Annotated in this window: 12 protein-coding genes and 1 pseudogene; 10 read left to right on the top strand and 3 right to left on the bottom strand. The window is 54.1% G+C overall.

Annotation, left to right across the window (positions count from 1 at the left end; genetic code table 11):
- Positions 1 to 3: 3 nt before the first annotated feature.
- From NBT67_RS17095 to NBT67_RS17080, 4 genes are read left to right on the top strand one after another with little or no spacing between them, the layout of a single operon-like run.
- Positions 4 to 2,898 carry a DUF1156 domain-containing protein gene (locus tag NBT67_RS17095; RefSeq protein WP_251344661.1) on the top strand — a complete coding sequence of 965 codons (2,895 nt, stop codon included), beginning with the start codon at positions 4 to 6 and terminating at the stop codon, positions 2,896 to 2,898.
- An 18-nt stretch (positions 2,899 to 2,916) separates the two neighbouring features.
- Complete coding sequence (locus tag NBT67_RS17090; protein ID WP_251344660.1) at positions 2,917 to 6,867, top strand: helicase-related protein; 3,951 nt, start codon at positions 2,917 to 2,919, stop codon at positions 6,865 to 6,867.
- A 51-nt stretch (positions 6,868 to 6,918) separates the two neighbouring features.
- Positions 6,919 to 7,443 carry a hypothetical protein gene (locus NBT67_RS17085; protein ID WP_251344659.1) on the top strand — a complete coding sequence of 175 codons (525 nt, stop codon included), beginning with the start codon at positions 6,919 to 6,921 and terminating at the stop codon, positions 7,441 to 7,443.
- 22 nt (positions 7,444 to 7,465) lie between these two features.
- On the top strand, positions 7,466 to 8,041 hold the full coding sequence (locus NBT67_RS17080) for a hypothetical protein (RefSeq protein WP_251344658.1): 576 nt from the start codon (positions 7,466 to 7,468) through the stop codon (positions 8,039 to 8,041).
- A 55-nt stretch (positions 8,042 to 8,096) separates the two neighbouring features.
- On the opposite strand, the gene NBT67_RS17075 is transcribed toward NBT67_RS17080, so the two are convergent.
- Positions 8,097 to 8,771: a hypothetical protein gene (locus tag NBT67_RS17075; RefSeq protein ID WP_251344657.1), complete on the bottom strand. Its 675-nt coding sequence runs from the start codon at positions 8,769 to 8,771 to the stop codon at positions 8,097 to 8,099.
- 121 nt (positions 8,772 to 8,892) lie between these two features.
- Between NBT67_RS17075 and NBT67_RS17070 the strand changes: the two genes are divergently transcribed.
- The 3 genes and pseudogenes from NBT67_RS17070 to NBT67_RS18285 all read left to right on the top strand — a co-directional run.
- Positions 8,893 to 9,999 (top strand): competence protein CoiA family protein, encoded by a 1,107-nt coding sequence (locus NBT67_RS17070; RefSeq protein WP_251344656.1) that lies wholly within the window; start codon positions 8,893 to 8,895, stop codon positions 9,997 to 9,999.
- A gap of 63 nt (positions 10,000 to 10,062) precedes the next feature.
- Positions 10,063 to 12,504: a DUF262 domain-containing protein gene (locus NBT67_RS17065; RefSeq protein WP_251344655.1), complete on the top strand. Its 2,442-nt coding sequence runs from the start codon at positions 10,063 to 10,065 to the stop codon at positions 12,502 to 12,504.
- A gap of 30 nt (positions 12,505 to 12,534) precedes the next feature.
- Positions 12,535 to 12,645, top strand: a pseudogene (locus tag NBT67_RS18285) (DUF8160 family protein); the annotation flags it as partial.
- Between the two features lie 84 nt (positions 12,646 to 12,729).
- On the opposite strand, the gene NBT67_RS17060 reads toward NBT67_RS18285, so the two are convergent.
- The gene (locus NBT67_RS17060; protein ID WP_251344654.1) at positions 12,730 to 13,503 is read right to left on the bottom strand and encodes a TraB/GumN family protein; all 774 of its coding nucleotides are present in this window, start codon (positions 13,501 to 13,503) and stop codon (positions 12,730 to 12,732) included.
- Positions 13,500 to 14,369 carry a hypothetical protein gene (locus NBT67_RS17055; RefSeq protein ID WP_251344653.1) on the bottom strand — a complete coding sequence of 290 codons (870 nt, stop codon included), beginning with the start codon at positions 14,367 to 14,369 and terminating at the stop codon, positions 13,500 to 13,502. The genes NBT67_RS17060 and NBT67_RS17055 overlap by 4 nt, the downstream gene beginning before the upstream one ends.
- Before the next feature lie 94 nt (positions 14,370 to 14,463).
- Between NBT67_RS17055 and NBT67_RS17050 the strand changes: the two genes are divergently transcribed.
- The 3 genes from NBT67_RS17050 (at position 14,464) to NBT67_RS17040 (ending at position 18,443) form a co-directional block, all read left to right on the top strand.
- Positions 14,464 to 15,912 carry a hypothetical protein gene (locus NBT67_RS17050; protein ID WP_251344652.1) on the top strand — a complete coding sequence of 483 codons (1,449 nt, stop codon included), beginning with the start codon at positions 14,464 to 14,466 and terminating at the stop codon, positions 15,910 to 15,912.
- Positions 15,913 to 15,916: 4 nt separating this feature from the next.
- The gene (locus NBT67_RS17045; RefSeq protein ID WP_251344651.1) at positions 15,917 to 17,344 is read left to right on the top strand and encodes an argonaute/piwi family protein; all 1,428 of its coding nucleotides are present in this window, start codon (positions 15,917 to 15,919) and stop codon (positions 17,342 to 17,344) included.
- 127 nt (positions 17,345 to 17,471) lie between these two features.
- A complete protein-coding gene (locus NBT67_RS17040) occupies positions 17,472 to 18,443 on the top strand; it encodes an FtsZ/tubulin family protein (protein WP_251344650.1) in 972 nt (323 codons plus the stop codon).
- Positions 18,444 to 18,471 lie beyond the last annotated feature (28 nt).

The raw sequence follows: 18,471 nt of genomic DNA, 5'->3' as shown, positions 1-18,471 counted from the left end.
ATTATGAGTCAAAACCCAGAAAGCAAGGATGGCGATTCGGAGCTGAAACGTGTGGCAATCGAGGGTACGCTACCTCTGAAGGCTGTTGGTATCGAGAATTTGAAGGAGGCTAATCCTCAGCATATGCCCCCTCACCGTTACCTGCATCCATGGTTTGCCCGGCGACCTACGCCAGCTTCGAGACTAGCTGTACTCGCTTCAATACTACCGGAGGGAGTTGAGGCAAACGAACTCCTTCGATGGATTCAGATCGGACCCTCTGATGTGAATGGTAATGTAGATATATCGTCATACGTCGCTGATAGGAAGAGTAGTGAAGATTCGAGAAAAGGTACCCTCGAAGATCACTACGGGTATCCACGTCCATTCACCCGATCTCCTACGGAAAGTCAGCGAGACGAAATCCATGAACTTCTCAGGGATTTTTGGGATGGAGATTTGCCTACAGTGATGGACCCTACAGCGGGAGGGGGCGTAATCCCATTTGAGTCTCTCCGATATGACCTCCCCACTATTGCCAACGAACTGAATCCAATTCCCTCTCTCATGCTTAAGGCAATGAACGAGTACGCTCCCGAAGTAGGATCATTAAATTCTGAACTTAAACAGTGGGGCGATAAGATAGATACTATTGCATCTGACAATTTGTCACAATACTTTCCCAGCGCAAATGATCGCCAACGACCATCTCACTATGCGTGTACCTATACTGTGACTTGCCCTGAGTGTGCCTGCAACATCCCATTAGTCAAGAAATGGTGGCTAAAGAAGTCTTCCTCCTCAAAAGGAATTGCCGCAAAACCTGTTCTCTCCGACGGCTCTGATCGTATTGATTACAAATGTGTTTCCCTCCCCGACGATATTTCTAAATCTGAATTTAATCCCCAGAATGGACCCAAAACTCGGAGTGGGGCAGAGTGCCTGAGATGCGGGGTCGTTCTAGAGGCCGATACAATTCAAAATATGTTCTATGAAGGCGAATATGAAATTGAAATATATGGGGTGAAATATGCTGAGGACGGAGGAAATGGAGGTTGGAGGGCTCCCACCGAGGGAGATCGGCAGGCCCATCAAGAGGCTGTCGAGAGGGTTGAATCAGATTTCGCTCTAAACAGCCTGATTTCCGAAAATCGGTATATTGGAGACGAGGATCGGGCTGGCCCATATGGTGTCAAGGAATGGCGGGAGGCGTTCACTCCAATCCAGCTGATTACTCATTACGAATACCTTCAGGCATTTAATCAGTGCAAAGAACAAATTCACTCTCGATACGATGAACGAAGGGCTGAGGCTCTTCTAACGATTCTTTCATTGGCGGCCAGTAAGGCAGTAGATCGAAATACACGGTTTTCACCTTTAGATACCAGTAAGGGGTATCCTGGTGACGCACTAGGTGGCAAGCACTTCACTCTGCAGTGGGCATTCGTTGAAAATAACCTTTCTACAGGCAACCAGCGCTATCGCACGATTCTGGATCGCGTTGCCAATTCCTATGAGGAGATTGTATCGTATCTTGATGGAGTTGACCCCTCTCGCTCGGAAGTTCTAACTGGAGATGCTGCAGATCTTTCTCTTGATGATAATAGTATACAGGCTGTAGTTATTGATCCCCCGTACTATGATAGCATAATCTATTCTGAATTATCTGATATGTGTTATGTTTGGTTAAAGGAGTACGTTGGGAGCCTCTTTCCTGATATGTTTTCCTCAGACCTAACCAACAAAACAGATGAAGCAGTCGCTAACGTTGCCGAATATGATGAAGTTGCATCAAAATCTAAGTCGAAGTCTGACTTTGCCGCGGAGGATTATGAGGATAAAATGGCTGGAATATTTCAAGAACTCTATCGGATAATTGAACCTGGTGGTGTGATGACCGTCATGTTCACCCATAAGGAATCCAGTGCCTGGGATACACTAACGAAATCCCTTATCAGATCTGGATTTACTGTAACCTCTACTCACCCAATTACTAGCGAGATGCCTCAGAGGACCGACACTCGTGGTGGAGGTTCAGCAGATAGTACGCTCCTTCTCACAGGAAGGAAGCCTGTTGATGCGGATGAGCAAAATGATGAAGCCATACCCACGCTCTGGAGTGATGTTCGCGCTGATACCCGCGAGGTCGCAAAAGAAGCGGCGCGGGATCTTCTTGACGCGGGTCTTTCGTTAACCAAGACTGACGTAATTATCTCAGCCTTCGGCCCAACTCTCAAAGTCTACGCTGATGCATATCCTGTTGTAGACGATCAAGATCAAGAAGTTCCCCCTCGTCGGGCACTCGAAGAAGCACGTGAAGCTGTTACGCGGGTCCTCGTTGAAGAATATCTTGAGGGTGAGCGACTGGACAATTTAGATGATATCACAGAATGGTATATTCTTTCATGGCTGGTGCATGAGTCAGATACCTTCCATTACGACGATGGACGTCAGCTTGGATTGGGCATCGGAGTTGATATAGATGACATCAAGCGTTCCACGAAAATCTGGGGGAAGAAACGAGGCGATATTCAGCTGAAGACTCACGACGATAGGGTCCAAGATATCACGCTTCCCCCCGAAGAGAGGTCTAATCGGACACCTGTTGATCCCGATGCGTTGTCTTATACAATCGCTCTTGATGCCGTTCACGCAGCGATGCACATCTACGAGAAACAGGGTGAGGACGTGGCGATTGACTGGCTCAAGGAGCGGAACTTCGACACGGACGCAGCGTTCAAAGCTACGTTGAAGGCTCTGCTACAGGTTCTTCCCCGGAACACCTCCGAGTGGGAGGCAGCTCGTGATCTTGCCTTGGGTCGAACCCACGACGCGCTTGGTCTCGAGTTCACTCCGACCGACTTCGCGAAAGCCAAAGAGGGCGCGCTTGAACAGAGTGAACTAGGTGACCACACATAATTCGAAATTCCTCAAATTATGACTAATCTACAGGATCGAGAGTGGCAGTCCATCTACGAGAGCAAGCCCGAGAAGGGACGTGCTCACCTAGTCAAGGACTTCTACGAGCCCGCACTGGAGCGGAGTCGACAGTACGATCGGATCGCTGGCTATTTTTCAAGTACAGCGCTTGCAGCTGCTGCGAACGGCATTCATGCCCTTGTCGAAAACGACGGGGAAATGCGGTTGATTGTCGGCACCGAACTCTACGAGTCAGATCGCCCGGTACTTGAGGCGCTTAGCGACCGCCTCGAAGAAAATCTTGAGGACCTTGACGACGAACGCCTGGATGCGAATCTCCGCATTCTCGCTCGCCTCCTCAGAGAGGGTCGTATCCATATCAAGGTCGCATACCCTCGTTCCCCATCCCATGACTGGGAGATCTTCCATCCGAAAGTCGGACTCTTCCACGATAGCGACGGGAACACGATCTCTTTCGAGGGGAGCGTCAACGAGACCGTTGGTGGCTGGGCTCGCAACTACGAACGATTCAAAGTTCACCGTTCGTGGGTGCCCGAGCAGGCGGATTACGTCGACGGCGACGAAGAGACCTTCGAGCGATTGTGGACAGACGAACACCCCTTCGTCGAAGTGTACGATCTCCCCGACGCAATCGAACAGGACATTATCGACTGGAAGGCTCCCGACACCGACAGCGACCTCCAGGAAGCGCTTCAAATCGCGAACGGAACGGCGCCACCGACGGAGCGTGACAAGGCGCATATTATCCGGGATGGACCGCTCACACCGGGTGGGCTCGCACTTGCCGAGGAAGCGAGTACGATTACCCCGTGGCCCCACCAGCGAGTCGTCTCAGACACCCTGGTAAACACGTACCCTCAGAGCTTCCTGCTGTGTGACGAAGTGGGGCTGGGGAAGACAATCGAGGCGGGGCTGACGCTATCTCGACTGGGCCTCACCCAGGAACTCGAGACTGGACTGCTGCTCGTCCCGGCGAGTCTCCAGCGCCAGTGGCAAGAAGAGCTCTGGGAGAAGTTCAATATCAACGCCTATCGCTTCGATCGGGACACGGCAGGTGAACACGTCTTTCGGGATGTCCACGGTCGCGACCACTACCCGCCGTCTGTGTCTACTCTCGACCTCGACGGCGACACAGAGTGGTCGGCCAGCCCAATTTGGCGGTTCCTGTATGAGCGGCAGTCGCCAGGCACGGAGGCATCGTCTCCACTTGATGCTCCAACGGTCGTGATCATGTCCTGGCATACGGCACGCCTCGACGACCGGTGGGACCAGGTCGCGCCATTAGACCGGGCATCAACTCGGACGAGAGATGTGATTCCCGCGAGTTGTCGCGGTCGAGATCACGATGCTGAGGACCGCATGGGGGTATGGGACGCCGTCATCGTTGACGAGGCTCACAATGCGAGGCGCGGGAGTAATTTCTATGCCCTTCTCGAGCAGTTGCGCGACTATACCCAGTCGTACTACCTTCTGACTGCAACGCCGATGCAGCTCCACGCAGGCGAACTCTATGACCTGATGCAGCTGTTGGATCTCCCCGAAGGATGGGATAACCGGGACACCTTCGTCGAGTTTTTCGAAACGAGAGACGGTCTATCCCAGGCGCTAAATGGGCTACTCGACGATCCTGATTCAGAGGATGAAGAAGCGGACTCCTCCTGGCATACTCAGGCCACACTCGATGGATTAGAGCACCAAGACCAGCTTTCGACAGATCGACCGTTCTCCTCGAAGGTGTTCCAGCACCTCGCAGACGGACTGGAGATTAATACAGACGGCCAGGACCGGGCAATCGCTAAAGAACGCGTACTAACCGCCTGTCGGCTCGCACGAGTCTACGGAGATGCCTACGACGACTATGTCGAGTTCGTCGACGATGCAATGGGGGAGTACGATATCGACCGGTTTGAAGCGAGCGAGGATACCAAGCTCAAGCGACTCCTCTATCCAGAGAATGCCGATGAGTGGTTGATGGCATCCCGTAGCGACCGTCAGGATGCGTTAGATGAACTTTCCCCGGGAGGATGGCGAGTCGTTCGAGATGTCCTCTCGGAATCGACTCCGGTAGACGCTCTTATCCACCGGAATACTCGCGATACCCTCCGCAAGTACGAGGCGGTCGGCCTCCTCGATACGACTGTCCCGGATCGGAATCCCGAACAGCGGAAAATAGAGCTCACCGACGAAACTAGGGCGGTCTACGATCAGATCGACGAATACACGCGCGAGTTCTACAAACGGGCCCAACAGACAGACGAGGCGCAAACTCGGGCTATCGGATTCGTGATGACGACGTATCGACAACGTCTCACGTCGAGTGTCTACGCTATCAGTCAGAGCCTGAGACATCGCCTCGAAACCCTCAGAGCACAACGCACGGTGTTGGCAGGTCGTGAGCGTGCCCGAGAGCGCGACTACGGAGAGGCGGAACAGATTGTCCTCGAGACGCTCCAAGATGCAGACCTCGAGGACGGTGATGTCCTAGACGAACTCGACGCAAGCAGCGATGAACTGGACCTCTCCGAACTCATACCGAGCGTGACTGAGGAAGGAAAGCAACTCATCGAGGAAGAAATCGAGGCGCTAGAGGAGTTCGTCGCCGACCTCGACCGAATTGACACTGACCCCAAAATCCAGCAGTTGTATGAGGATCTCGACGAACTCGACCGTGCTGGGCACAACCGAGTAATCGTCTTTACGCAGTACGCAGACACGATGGACTTCATTCGAGAGAGTCTTGTAGACCTTCTCGGCTCAACGATTGCCACCTACTCTGGACGTGGTGGGGAGCTGTACGATACCGAGTCGGAGTCCTGGAAAACTGTCGGGAAGGAGCGTGTAAAGAGAGAGTTTTCGCAGGACGATGGACAGGTGGATATCCTCGTGTGCACCGACTCCGCTAGTGAGGGTCTGAACCTGCAAGAATGTGGAGCTCTCATCAACTACGACTTGCCCTGGAATCCGATGCGGGTAGAGCAGAGAATTGGGCGAATCGACCGTATCGGCCAGCGGTTCGACGAGGTCAGAATTCTTAATTACAGCTACGAGGATACGGTTGAGACCGACATCTACGATCGTCTAGACGACCGAATAGGACTATTCGAGAACGTGGTCGGTGAGATGCAACCGATTCTTTCGGGCGTCAGTAGCCAGATTCGCAATGCCACTTTGAACGCCGATCCAGGTGAAAGTCAGCAAGTGGTCGAAGAAGCTGATAGAGAAATTTCCGAGAAGATGGAGGAACAAGAGCAAGGCGGACGAGTCGATGTCGGCGAGTCGCTTGAGTCGGTTGATTCCCTGGTGGAACAGGATGTCATCGATGAGGCGAAACTCGGCGCTTGGCAATCGTACAATCATCCAGATATCTCGGAAGTCGTCGAAGACGACTACGCGTTTCCGAAGCCGTATCGCACAGAAAGTCTTCAAAACGTACTCGTTGAAAATACTACCCTCCGTGATTCTAACGTCGAATTTACTGCTGTTTCTGCGTTAGATTTAGATTCTATCACCGAGTTCGATGACTTTGAGTTTGAGGAGAGTACATACCGACTTTCGTTCTCCAAGACTGAAATCGACGCACCGGAATCTCTAGGGGAACAGACTCTCGGACAAGTGATTGCCCCCGGTGAGGATGAAGTCGCGGTGACCTTCTCAGGAGAATGTGCGGATTCATATCCGTCAGTTCAGTATCTCGCTCCGGGTAATTCGATTCTCGCTCAACTTGTCGAACGGCTCATTGGAACGAGTGATGAATCCGAACGACTGTACCGTCATACTGAGCACCGTAATAGGAGTACAAATCAGCCGGTGGTCTGTGGATGGGTGACTAATGGTCGGATCACGACTCTGAGTCCGGATGGTACGGCCTCACGTAGTATTGAATCTGAGATACTGGCCTCGTGGTGTGAAACGTACCTTGCTAATCGTGGTAAGACTCCCTCTTCTTGAATAATTAGTATCGAAGTAGATTTTTGAATGGTTGCTGAGAAGCAGAAGAGTATGAAGGCAGTCGTATTTACCGAGGCCGCAGATACCGTTGACGAGGATGCACAGTCTTTGTTAGAGTATTACAAGGGCCAATTTCGACCTGTAGCTTCGCTCGTTCAGGAGCTATCAGACTCCGCGGATACAGATCTCTATATCCTCTCTGACGAGTTTGGTGTTTCTCAGGGAACCCAGTCGGTCTCTGAACTCTCTTCTAGTTCCGAGCGAGCTCAGGTACGTGAATATGCCCAGTCTCTCTTACTCACAGAAACAGAGGAGGCTGACGTCGTAATTCTTCTCTTGACAAAATCAGCATTTCAAGAATTTGTAAAGCCGGTTTGGAGCGATCTCATAGAAAAAGCGATCGAGGATTCGATTTGGGGATTAGGAGTCCCTCAGAGTGTCCTTGATGAACTTGATTTGGATTCGCTCAGAGCAAGGGTGGAACTCTACGTTTATTCTCGGGTTGGAGTTGCCCGAATCGATACTGAAACACGGGCAAGTGTTATTGAAGCTGTGGAAAACAAAGCACAGGAATAGCTGACTCTATCAAGTGAGATTAATGTCAAAACCCGAAATAGACGTTCTTGACGACGGCGACGCATATCCCTATTCTTCGCACATCAGCGTAGACGGCACAGAACTCCAACTTGGTGATCTTCTCCTCGTATTTGACTCTCCCGACGACAATGGTATCACCTTCTTTGAGCGTGTCTACGGGTATACTTGGCCGGGAATTATCACCCACGTCGTCGATGGGCCGGTCCCTGCTGAGTTCCGCAGTTTCGAGGACTTTGCTGCAGATCTCGATAGCGGGAAGTTAGCGGTCGCCAGCAAATGCGAACAAACGAGCTTCTTCGCCGACGATGATACAGTCCGCACGATCACCCTCTATAGATACCAGTACCAGGGTGGGTGGCAGCCGATTCTGATTGATGAGCGACGAGATCCACTTGAGGACACTCCTCTCACTCAATCTGTAGCTCTTTGCGATGACGGTGAGCAAGTAATCGAAGAACTATTACTTGAGAACCCTCCTGAGGGTGAGCAGGAGTATGAGCACATCCAGGAGTTCCTCTCGTCTGCTGGCTATCAGTCTGAATTGATTCCAGCCGTTGAGGAAATTCTTGAAGGCTGATTCAGTCCTGTTGGAATAGAATCCCCGTACTGTGCCTCAGCATGAGTCGGAAATCTCAGGCATCGATATAGGGATAGGGATTCTGAGGTCGCCCGCGATCGAGAAGTTCATCTAACGTCTCGACGAAGGAATCAGCTCCTTGGTCGGCATACTGGTCCCGCATCGACTCGGCTACGTCACGCCACGAAATGCCATGAATCTGGTACCATTCTGCCGGCTGTAGTAGGTCGGCGAACATGTGGCCATAATCCTCGTAGTGATGGTCACAGAGTGGGGCGAGGTTTTTCAGCTCCCGAGAGCCGCCGTACCTCGGCGGCACCATCCGCTTCACATACTCCGCTTCGTTACTACACGCGATACACTGTCCATCGTGTTCTTCGAGTGCTTCTTCCCGCTGATGCTGTGTAACGTTCTTGATATCGTCTTTCGGTGTCGGTTCGTACCCTCGAGCGCGGATGTGTTGATCGCGACCGATGGAGGGGTATTCGTCACACGTGGGGCACTTCTTTCGACCCCCGTTACGCCATGATTTGCAATTCGGCCAGGACGACTTCGACTCATCCCCTTCGTCGAGTACCTCTGCAGTCAATTTTTCACCGCAGTCGCAGGTATATGGCTCCGGCTGGATTCGGGTCAGACCGTGAGACTCGGCGTTTAATAAGACGAATACCAGATGGTTTGACCGATTGTGGTGCTGCTTCCCCGGTTCCGTCAACGCCGCGATATACATACTCACGGTTTTCGAGGGCAGTTATATAATCCGTAGGGAAACTCGTAGCAGCAACCCTTCCTAAGTGAGGGTGCAATAGGGGTATTATTCTATAGATGGAGTGTTAATCTGCGACTCTAGTATGCCGTTCTTGGCCCTCCACGACGGTACCGAGGTCATTCCGAATCAGGTGCAGAAAGGGGATTCCCTCGCGTGCCCGAAGTGCAGCGATCAATTGAAAATTCGAGACTCCCATCGCCGGAAGGGGTCGTTCGTTGCACGGCATTTCTACCACGCTGCTGAAGAGGAGACTGACTGTGGCGGTGAATCTCCACCCCATCTGCGGATGAAGTCGATCGCGTATTCGAAGCTCACGACTGAGTATCCTGACGCCACCATAGGACTAGAACAGCAGCTGGGTGACCGGCGTGCCGATATTCTCGTAGAGTTTCCCCAGCCTCGGTTCCCTGAGGGCCGTGGCATTGGCGTCGAAGTACAGCACAAACACGAGGACAAGGATGTCGACGCAGTAACCGCTGAGTATCTCGCTGCAGAATACAGCGTACTCTGGTTGGGAGAAGAGGATTTCTCCGGATTCAACGTCGATCTCTCTGGCATTCTGTCGACCTGGCCTCACGCGGTCCAACACGATTTCAGCGACGGCTATCACGGTATCGTCTACTGGTTACGACAACCAAAGCCAGCTAATCCCTCGATAGATGTCGTCCTGCCGCGAGAATATTTAGCTGAACACAGCGAGGGTCTTCGTAGAGCATGGGAGTACGGGAAGTTCGATCAGGGAGGCCAATCGGACTGGAACGATCTCGGATTCTGGTGGTTGAGTGCCTCGTATGACCCGTACCAGAAGTGGTTCAAACTCACCGAGACGCCTGATGGGCGGACGATGCTTCAACTCGGGAAGCAGGTTCGCGGCACTGAACACGTTCTCGCCCCGGTTCAGACTGAACACTCCCGAAACCGGGGTAAGGTTCACAGCATGGCCTACGAGGTGGATTCAGCAGATACCTCCGCTGGTGAATGGGCAGATATCGAAAAGGCGTGGCTGGAAACCGGGTTGCAGAGCACTTCGGTTATCTTCAAGCTCGTTGCAACCCCAAGCGGGGAACTCGCTCTTTCGTTGGGTAAGTACAAGGAGAACAGCGACGACGGCGAGTTTATCACCGTCTCAACTGAGTTCAACCGTAATCTCAAAGAAAGCCTCCACGAACTCGCGAACCTTCTGGGTTGACCTCGCTCAGCCCGAAAAGCCGCCCACAACGGTAAATGGAAGGGCTACAAACAGCAGTCAATAATGTCGGACGAGGCTGACGATTTGTATGATAAATACATCGACTACGATGGCAGAGATCTCGATACTCGAAATGTCGGTGACAGCAAAGTAGTTCGTCCGATTACGGCCGAGAACTTCGAGATGGAGAAACGGACTCTGGGGGAGGTTCTCACCGATCAGAAGTTCAACGTCCCGGAGTACCAGCGACTGTACTCCTGGAAGAACATCCACCACGAACAGTTTTGGTCGGATATCGAGCAGTTCGTTAATGCCGACCTGGTCGCTGACCGACGCGAGGTATCTGACGTGTTCTTCAGCTCGATGTACTTCGCGGTCAACGACGACAAACAGGTATACGAGGTCATCGACGGCCAACAGCGGCTAACGACAACACACCTGCTGTTGCGCGTCCTTATGGAGCACCTCGAGGACATCGATACAGATTCTATCGAGGACGATACTCTGGCAGAGTTCCGGGACTACGGGATCGGGCGAATCACCGATATCCTCTATGTCGAGGAGTCGTTCGGGAAACGTGAACCCCGGCTCACCCTGAACAAACACGACGCTGAATTCTTCAAAGCCCTGATAATGGGGCCGTCCGCCCAGGTGGATTACCTCAAGAATGAAGCCGATTTCAGCATTCACGGGAACAACAGCGACGCAGTGCAAGTCTCGGAGTGTCTGGGCCGGTTCGGCACCACGGACGATGAACTCGCGGATTTAGATACTGACTCACTCTCGTCGGGAGCGTTTTTCAAACTATACCGCTCACACCGGCGGCTGTTGAAGGCCTACGAGTTCTACGACCGGAAGATTAGCGATGTCGTCGAAGACGCCGAGACGCCGGACGAGACCGTGCGAGCGCTCGTGAATATCCTCAATTACGTCTATAACTCCTACCACGTCGGGGAGTACCTGATTCGAGAAGCGGAATCGGACTTCCGAATGCAGATCTTCGAGATTTTGAATGACCGTGGCGTCGATCTGACGAAGATCGACCGTATCAGGGCCGCAGTCGTGAACGCCTTCTTCGATACCGACGTGAAAGACGAGTACGTCGACAAGTGGGAAGACATTGTGGTGGCGTTTGCGACCGATGGTGATGCCATCGACGACTACCTCTCGATCTATCTGAGTATCGTTGACGATGGCATCGACAGGATCGGTGACGCGAGCGCCGAACTGACCAACGCCTTCGACACGCGGAACATCGATTCGGATGTCGTCCCGCGCCTCCGGAATCTTGACGAAGCGAAGGCCTTCCTCGACTACGCGCACGACCTCGTCGGCTACTATCAAGATATCACAACCACAGAGCTCGCCGCTGAGGACCTAGACCTGGCCAGTCACCGAGAGCAGTGTCGGGAAATTCTTGTTCGCCTCAATAACCAACAGATGGACCAGTGGCGTCCGTTCGTCCTGGCGCTTTATTATCACACCAATCCTGAATCGGAACGGGATGCAGCACAGTTCTATCGCGTATTAGAGACCATCGAGAAACTCAATCTTCGACGCCTCCTCATTTCCGAACGACCGAATATTTTCAGCGAGGTCTTCATTGAGGCTGTTGAGGAGTTCAACCTCGCACCAACCGCCGACGCCGCCCCAGCTAGTGTGTACGAGGCCTCTCGAGATTACCTCATTACCGAGATGCGTTCCTCTACGCCGACGCTTTTCGGTGACCGGTTCATCGATACGATTGTTCAGACTCAGTCTTGGAGTACTGGAACGGCGCGACTGCTCTTCGGGAAGATCGCCCAGGATCACTTCGACGACGGTAGTCATGCCGTCGAGCGAGACTTGAATATGGGGAACATCCATCTCGAACACGTCCTTCCGCAGACTCCCGTCAGCGACCCAGAAGACCCTACTTGGCTTCGCGAGTTTTTCAAACTCAATTCGGAGCCGGATATCGAGATTGCGTCAGAGATCGAGCGCTATATCGAGCTGGTGCAGCGCTCTGATCTCGACGAAGAGGAGGAGCGACTCAAAGACAACATCTCAGAGTTCATCACGCAGGGGTTCATCGACGATATCGGGAACTTCCTCCTGCTCCGTGATACCGACAATATCGGAGCGAGCAACCGACCACTCGCCGAGAAGATGACGCAGTACTACTCTGAGATCGACGGGTTCGCGAGTATCTACCCCAATCGGTATTTCACGGCCGAATATGGCAACGTCGACCGCGAACTCCTCGACAAACTTCGTGAGCAACACGATGGCGGTGATGTTTCGAATGTGGACGCCGATGTAGTGGCGTATTTCAATTCCTTCTGGACGTATGAGACGCTGCAGGATCGACGAATCGAGCTCCTGCTGGATATTCTGACGACGCTAGGATTCGATTCGTTTGAGGACGAGTTCGGGATTGAATCTGACCAAGAAGAGGTACGTCACGAAATTCGAGAGAAGACGGATCAAGAGTTCGAGAAACGCCTGTCCGTCCGGTCTCTTTGACCTCTTTGGGAAGGCCGGCTTTGTGAGTCCTATCTCAACTCCAAGCTGAAGATTCGAAAGGCGGATCCGGACGAGTTCCAGAAGAACCAGTACTTCTACCCACTACTCGTGCAGTTCGCCGTTGAAGCGTTCTCTGAGGCGGATGCTGAGGACTATGGGGGCTCGGATTTTGAACTAGGCGAGGGGGACTCCACGCAGAATGAAGCGCGAACACAATTCTATGCCTTACTCTGTGTCGGGCGACGAAGGAAGCCTCGCCTCGCTGAACTCATCCTTGATGAATACGATGGTCAATCCGAGTATCGCGTCTATTCGATCCCGGTTGGAGTACATGTGGTTGCTGTCTGTCGTCACCACCCGACTAAGCAGGTCCATTTCACGCATATTGGCGGCATCGCACAGAATCACTTTATCAATACGATCGTCGACGAAGCGGAGTCGCTTCTTCGTGTCCGCCCAATTGTCTTCCCTTTCCGGGGCTCGCTTCACCCGCCGGGCGAGCATTGCCTGCATGTTCCGAGCCTCAGTTTCAATTTCGTCGCACAGGTCATCCATCGCCTCTCGAGCGACCTCTTTCGTGACTTCTCTCCCGTCGATCTTCTTGACGAGGTACTCACTGACGTTGGGTTTGATTCGCTTGTCGATGAGCTCTTCCGGTTTGATTTCGTCCTCCAACCCGGTCTCCTCGATGAACTCATCGGTAAGCGTCTCGAGATCTAACTCGTCGTCTTCGTAACTCTGGAGCTTGATGTCGAGGCTCCGTTGTGCGAGGCGAACTTTCGAGAGGATCTGGCCGAAGCGTCCCTCTTCGGACTCCAAATCAATGTCAGCGGTGTCCAGATCGTTGGATCCATCGTAGTTGCAATACTCGTAGATGGCGGCGTCGCAGGTGTATAACGTGTTGTCCGTGTCGAACAATTGCTCCGATTCGTCTCTCCACAGGTCGTGCAGGAACGTGACACCGAGCATCGGCCCGGTGTCGAGGAAGTATCGTGTCATACGTTTCGTGCCACGGTGAAGTCCAGATGCGGAATTACGAGCGCCTCTGCGGCCTTGAGAGCGGTTTCATCATCTTGGGCATTTTCACGCGCCTTCTTCCGCTCCTTTTTGAGGAACTCGCCTCGAATGCGTTGCTTGGCATTCTCCACGTTCGAGACGCCCTTCAGTTCCCGAGCGATGTCCTCCCGTGACAACCCGTTGTTCTCTCGGCAGGCCAATTCCAAGCAGAACAGCCGCCAGAAGTCCTCGGCCAAATCCTGAGCTCTATCCGGATCGTAGTCCTCGGAGTCCAGGTCGGCGCTCATCAACCGATACCAGATGCTCAGGTCGTCCGAGAATTCCGGGAACTCGTCTTCAGGAAACGCCTCGATGAAGTTGTACAGTGTTTCACGAGTCCGCTTTTCGTTCTTCCCCCCGTCAAGGGTCATCTGCCCTTTGTCTGCCGCAGCTTCCAGCTGCTCGTCCAGGCGGCGGTAGTGCCGCTGCACCTCGTATGGTGCCCCGTCGTACATTTCGTCGGTCAGGCCTTCGATTCCGCCATCGTAGTAGCGGTCGAGGGCCCGATTAACCGCCCTCCGCCCGCGACGAATGACGTTCTCGGAGGCGTCGATATCAGAAGCGGTGATCGAACACTCCACCGTGGTGCCGTCATCTGCGTTATCGAAGGTAGCTGCGGTGTCGGACGTTGCAACCACTGCACCGTACATGTACCAGAAGATGGGCAAGTCGGCGGAGAGGTGTTCGCGCTCCAGCTCCTTGTCAACGAAGTAAAGGATCTTGTGGAAGGCCTTCGGGCGGATATCGTCGTATATGCATTCCTCGAACACCAGCGCAATCACCTCGTCCGGTTCTAGCTCTTCAGCCATCTCGTGTTCCCGTGTGTTTCGTAGTATTGCGTATAGTTTCTATGGGGGGCTCGGCGACCAGCGTTTTTATAGATGACATGAGTAGTGGTAGGTAGTGTCTTGGGAGAATCTCGAAGGGGAACAAGAGTCCAGTCAACATAGCGGAGAGGCCTATCGCCAGCAGGTGAAGGAGTACTTGGAAGCTGGCGAGTACCACGCTATCGGTGACGAGTACGCTGGCACATCGGACATCGTGCTCGACCGGCCAGCACAGAACGAGGAGAAGGTGTTCCGCGTCGAGACGAAACACACCAAGCTTGGACGGACAGAGGAGTCTTTTATCAACGAACTCGCCAGACAGTTCATCGACTTCTACAGTGGTGACACCGAGTTCGAGTTCCACGTCTACGCCGCTGACTACGCTGCTCAACAGAAGTGGAAAGATATCTTCCACGACCGGATTCGGAAGAGGGGGGCGGTACGCGACTATTATGAGCGTTTGTGCGACGACCACAGTCTGAATGAGGATGAAGCGGAGCAGTTAGAGCAGCTGGATTTCGAGGACTTCTGGACGTTCTTGGAAAAGGTTGCCATCAAGAAGGCGGGCTACGAACGCCTCGGCCAGCTGATTGACGACCGTGAGTCCAAAGAGCGTCGACAGAAGAAGTGGGAGTTCTACGTCCGGGAGAACGAGCCCGTCAAGCAGCCCGGCGAAATCATTCCGAACGGTGTCCGGATCGCCGACCCACCCGAACACCTCTGGGAGATACCGAGCGTAGCGAAGAGTCACCACGATGTCCGTGAGGATAACCCCGGGCACCTCCCAATCTGGTTCGACGGGAACGACGCTTACAGTCTGATCGACCCCGATTCTATGCAGGACTCCCTCCAGAAGTACGTGAAAGCCGACGAGGCGTCAAGGCACGTGTTCACGGAGTGGATGGCCGCAGCAAACGATGATGAGCGGCGGTGGGGGATCACACTGTTGAACTACCAGATGTTGTGCCGTGGGGAGGAGCGGCACGATCGGTGCCGTGTCGTCAGGCACGATAGAACTCACAAATTGATCTTCGAGGTGAGCGACCGCTTCAGCATCACGCAGCAGACGCTCGAGGGAGACGAGGCAGACGATCGACGAAAGGAGGAGGTCGATGGGTACGTAGCATTGTTCGATATGGGGCGTGCAGTCGCACATCGGTACGCGGAGCCCCGAGTCAAGCAGTATGGCGACGAGTTCTACGCGTTCTTGCCCACGGGATGGTTGTTCACCAGGCACGGACACGGTGAAGTCGTGATTGAGGGAGACGAGGCCGACGATCTACACAACGACTTGGACAAGAACAACCGAGAGCGGATTACCAACAAGCGGTCGCAATTTCGCCAGTGGCGGAGTCATTTCGGTGTCCCAGAAGGAACACAGTCGAGCGAGCAGTTCGCGGATCTGAACATATCAAGCCAATCGCAGCGAATGCGCCTAGAGGGACTGTCGTTCGAACTTTCAAATCGTCCGCCAAAAAACGCGGACGAGCGAGACACCCTGATGGAGGGCAAACAGGTTGAATAGAACCATGACTGGATTTGAAATAACGCGCATCCCGGAACCGAAGCTTGTCTTTGCTGACGGCGAGGAAAACAAGGATCCGCGCGCCGGACTCTTGGAACACGGCCCGTGTCCCATTTCGGAAAAGGTGGATATCGAGGTCGTCAACGTGGGTATCGTCGGGAGCAGTCGCTCAATCAGCAGGATGGAAGAACTTCTCCGAGGGATGCGGTCGGGAATTCGGAGCAACGAGAACCGAAAGCGATGGAAGCAAAATTTCCCCGGATTCGACTCGAAGACGGGCATCGGGATCGATTACCAGACGCTCGATGAGTGGAAGGGGCGAATCCGACCGAAGGATATGCAGCAGATTGAGGAGTTGCCCAGTAGGGAGGACCGCGTGAACTTCACGCTCAAACTCTTCAACAGCCATATCCAACGCGTCTGCTCGCAAACGCCGAAACCCGACGTTGTCTTCGTCCCCGTCCCGCAGCGTATTGTCGATAGCTGCTCGGATCCGAGTACGGACACGCAGCGGATCAGAACCGAGACAACGAACTTCCACAGCCAGATCAAGATCTCGGGGATGAAGAACCGCACCCCAACCCAGCTCCTTCTCCCGCGTACTCTGTATCAGGAAGGCGAAGACGTGCAGGAGGAGTCAGAGCTAGCGTGGAACCTCGCGGTCGGGATGTTGTACAAAGCTCGTGAGGGGCGACCGTGGAAGCTCGCCAAACTCCGGAGTAGGACATGCTACGCCGGAATCTCTTTCTACAGGGAACGTGGTGAGGGCGGAGAAACACGTGCCGCGCTTGCGCAAGTATTCATCGAGAACGGGCGTAACTTCGTCATTGAAGGCGGTGAAGTCGAGGATATTTCCGGGGATGATCGTCCCGGCGAAACGCACCTCTCCCGCGAGGACGCGCAGCGACTCGCCGAGGACATCCTCGAACAATATGGCCAGTATCGAGATGTGTATCCCGATCGATTCGTGCTTCACAAGTCGTCGAATTTCTTGGACGAAGAGGCGCAGGGATTCAGCGACGGTGCAGCGGATGTGGACGAGAAGGAGTTTGCCGCTGTGCGCGAGAGACATCCCTTCCGACTCTTCCCTGGGACGGGCGACCATCCCGCACTTCGCGGAACGCTTGCTATCCCGCCGGGACGACGTGAGTGCTACCTGTACACACAGGGATACGTCCCAGAGCAGTCAGTCTATAACGGGCCGGGTACGCCGAACCCGATTGTGATCCACCCACATGAGGAGTACTTCTCGCAGGATTACCGTCGGTTCTGCCAAGAGATTCTATCGTTCACGAAGCTGGATTGGAACAGCTCCGACTTCTGTAAGCGCCTACCGGTCACATTAGGAATTGCGCAGAAGGTTGGCGGTATCTTGGCCGAACCGGAGGCTTCGGACGTCAATCTCGATACTCATTATTACTACTACATGTGAGCGGGAACGGAGCGTTCGAACGGGCCTTGTTCGTCACTCCCTCCGAGCGGTTGAACAAGCTGAACGAATTCCCGAGTTCTTCGGCGTTTTGGGCAAGGCCAAAATGTGTGAGGTCGAAGGCACCGTTATGGATAGCATCGTTGAGGCGGCACTCAAACATACCGAGGCAGAGGAAAGTGAGGAGGTTCCGGACGCGGAGACGACCAACTTCGGCCCACCACGGTTCTCTTATGTCGGGTGCGGGGACCGTGGCTGCGGGCGAATCGACGATGGACTCGCCGACCGCTCCTTCGACCTCGAACCGCAAACACCCCTCGACGACCACGTCACCACTGTCCGTGTGGGCGATGGGTTCGAAGTGGATTCCGAGCTAGGTTCGAATCAGTTCGACCTTGCCGACACCGCAATGGCAGTTTCAGGCGAAGATGCCACTCTTCCAACAGACCTCGAGGGTTTGCTGGCCCCGGCGGATATCTGTCTCCTCACCTTGTCCCTCACGGACGCGGACGCTGTGGCTGGCACAGCAGGACTTGTGTCCCTACTGGAGGAGACGCCGACGATGGTGTTCGCCTCGACCGACGGTAACCTCCTGAGCGGAGCGCTCCGGCGACTCACCGAAGCGACGAACACGACCGTTCTACTGGATGAGTCGACGATCAGTGAAGGGCCACTCAGTACCGGGGAGGAGCAATCGGATGTTCTCGCCGACCGGCTCGTCCAGCGCTTCGTGACGAACGTCGTCGAGCTACCCACGGTCCCAGGCCGAGTCGGCATCGACTACGCCAACGTCTGGGAGCAGTGGCGGAACGGTGGACTCGCAGTTCCGTCGGTGGCGCGCCTCGACAGCCAAGAACTCGATGTAGAGACGATCTCTGAGTCGCTCGTTCCGCTCGCGCACACGGACGGGGCTGTTGAGGGGTGGATGGGCTACGCGGTCGCTGGGGGGAAACTCCAGCTTTCGGAGTTCGATCGACTCCAGAAGAACCTTCCACAGGCGCTCGACGGGAGTCTACATGTTCAGGACGGCGTACTCGGTGGACGCATCAGGGAAGAGTTGGGCGACACGGTCGTACTTTCCGCGCTGCAGATGACGGGATGAACTGGTAATGGCACTGAGAACCGTCTGT

It is taken from the genome of Haloplanus sp. GDY1 (genome assembly GCF_023703775.1).
Lineage (GTDB): Archaea > Halobacteriota > Halobacteria > Halobacteriales > Haloferacaceae > Haloplanus > Haloplanus halophilus.
This window is presented reverse-complemented; position numbering and strand designations above follow the sequence as displayed.

Excerpts from the sequence above, each read along its gene's own strand:
- NBT67_RS17095 (WP_251344661.1), top strand. The coding sequence starts at position 4 with ATGAGTCAAAACCCAGAAAGCAAGGATGGCGATTCGGAGCTGAAACGT.
- NBT67_RS17090 (WP_251344660.1), top strand. The coding sequence starts at position 2,917 with ATGACTAATCTACAGGATCGAGAGTGGCAGTCCATCTACGAGAGCAAG.
- NBT67_RS17085 (WP_251344659.1), top strand. The coding sequence starts at position 6,919 with ATGAAGGCAGTCGTATTTACCGAGGCCGCAGATACCGTTGACGAGGAT.
- NBT67_RS17080 (WP_251344658.1), top strand. The coding sequence starts at position 7,466 with ATGTCAAAACCCGAAATAGACGTTCTTGACGACGGCGACGCATATCCC.
- NBT67_RS17075 (WP_251344657.1), bottom strand. The coding sequence starts at position 8,771 with ATGTATATCGCGGCGTTGACGGAACCGGGGAAGCAGCACCACAATCGG.
- NBT67_RS17070 (WP_251344656.1), top strand. The coding sequence starts at position 8,893 with ATGCCGTTCTTGGCCCTCCACGACGGTACCGAGGTCATTCCGAATCAG.
- NBT67_RS17065 (WP_251344655.1), top strand. The coding sequence starts at position 10,063 with ATGTCGGACGAGGCTGACGATTTGTATGATAAATACATCGACTACGAT.
- NBT67_RS17060 (WP_251344654.1), bottom strand. The coding sequence starts at position 13,503 with ATGACACGATACTTCCTCGACACCGGGCCGATGCTCGGTGTCACGTTC.
- NBT67_RS17055 (WP_251344653.1), bottom strand. The coding sequence starts at position 14,369 with ATGGCTGAAGAGCTAGAACCGGACGAGGTGATTGCGCTGGTGTTCGAG.
- NBT67_RS17045 (WP_251344651.1), top strand. The coding sequence starts at position 15,917 with ATGACTGGATTTGAAATAACGCGCATCCCGGAACCGAAGCTTGTCTTT.
- NBT67_RS17040 (WP_251344650.1), top strand. The coding sequence starts at position 17,472 with ATGGATAGCATCGTTGAGGCGGCACTCAAACATACCGAGGCAGAGGAA.